The organism is Dellaglioa sp. CoH-57-MRSF-16 (genome assembly GCF_056782055.1).
On the sequence record NZ_JBXAXZ010000012.1, the window covers coordinates 3,396 to 5,181 of the forward strand.

General features: G+C 48.5%; 1 rRNA gene. It reads right to left on the reverse strand.

Annotation, left to right across the window (positions count from 1 at the left end):
• Positions 1-55 precede the first annotated feature (55 nt).
• Positions 56-1,616, reverse strand: a 16S ribosomal RNA gene (locus AC1RPH_RS07515).
• Positions 1,617-1,786 lie beyond the last annotated feature (170 nt).

Genomic DNA, 1,786 nt, shown 5'->3' on the forward strand with positions numbered 1-1,786 from the left:
CCTCAAAACTAAACAAATTTTCGACAAGTGTGTAGGTTTCCGTAATATTCCTTAGAAAGGAGGTGATCCAGCCGCAGGTTCTCCTACGGCTACCTTGTTACGACTTCACCCTAATCATCTGTCCCACCTTAGACGGCTGGCTCCTAAAAGGTTACCTCACCGGCTTTGGGTGTTACAAACTCTCATGGTGTGACGGGCGGTGTGTACAAGGCCCGGGAACGTATTCACCGCGGCATTCTGATCCGCGATTACTAGCGATTCCAACTTCATGTAGGCGAGTTGCAGCCTACAATCCGAACTGAGAACGGCTTTAAGAGATTAGCTTAACCTCGCGGTCTCGCAACTCGTTGTACCGTCCATTGTAGCACGTGTGTAGCCCAGGTCATAAGGGGCATGATGATTTGACGTCATCCCCACCTTCCTCCGGTTTGTCACCGGCAGTCTCATTAGAGTGCCCAACTAAATGCTGGCAACTAATAATAAGGGTTGCGCTCGTTGCGGGACTTAACCCAACATCTCACGACACGAGCTGACGACAACCATGCACCACCTGTCATTCTGTCCCCGAAGGGAACGGCCTATCTCTAGGTTTGTCAGAAGATGTCAAGACCTGGTAAGGTTCTTCGCGTTGCTTCGAATTAAACCACATGCTCCACCGCTTGTGCGGGCCCCCGTCAATTCCTTTGAGTTTCAACCTTGCGGTCGTACTCCCCAGGCGGAGTGCTTAATGCGTTAGCTGCAGCACTGAAGGGCGGAAACCCTCCAACACTTAGCACTCATCGTTTACGGCATGGACTACCAGGGTATCTAATCCTGTTTGCTACCCATGCTTTCGAACCTCAGCGTCAGTTACAGACCAGAGAGCCGCTTTCGCCACTGGTGTTCTACCATATATCTACGCATTTCACCGCTACACATGGTGTTCCACTCTCCTCTTCTGCACTCAAGTTATCCAGTTTCCAATGCATTTCTTCGGTTGAGCCGAAGGCTTTCACATCAGACTTAAAAAACCGCCTGCGTTCGCTTTACGCCCAATAAATCCGGATAACGCTTGCCACCTACGTATTACCGCGGCTGCTGGCACGTAGTTAGCCGTGGCTTTCTGGTTAGATACCGTCACTAGGTAAACAGTTACTCTTACCTACATTCTTCTCTAACAACAGAGCTTTACGATCCGAAAACCTTCTTCACTCACGCGGCGTTGCTCCATCAGACTTTCGTCCATTGTGGAAGATTCCCTACTGCTGCCTCCCGTAGGAGTTTGGGCCGTGTCTCAGTCCCAATGTGGCCGATCACCCTCTCAGGTCGGCTACGTATCATTGCCTTGGTGGGCCTTTACCTCACCAACTAGCTAATACGCCGCGGGTCCATCCAAAAGTGACAGCTTACGCCGTCTTTCATTATCAAACCATGCGGTTTAACAAATTATGCGGTATTAGCACCTGTTTCCAAGTGTTATCCCCCTCTTTTGGGCAGGTTACCCACGTGTTACTCACCCGTTCGCCACTCATTATCTTCGGTGAGTGCAAGCACTCGGTGAAGATAATGCGTTCGACTTGCATGTATTAGGCACGCCGCCAGCGTTCATCCTGAGCCAGGATCAAACTCTCATATAAAAAGTTGATTGCTCTTATTGTTTTGTTACTTTTTGAAACTAGCGAATTGACTTCGCAAATGTTTGCTCTTAACTCTTAGTTAAGAGACCCTACACATTTGATTTGTCGAAAATTTGTTCAGTTTTCAAAGATCTACTTGGTTGCTTTTGACAACTTTTATATCATATCAA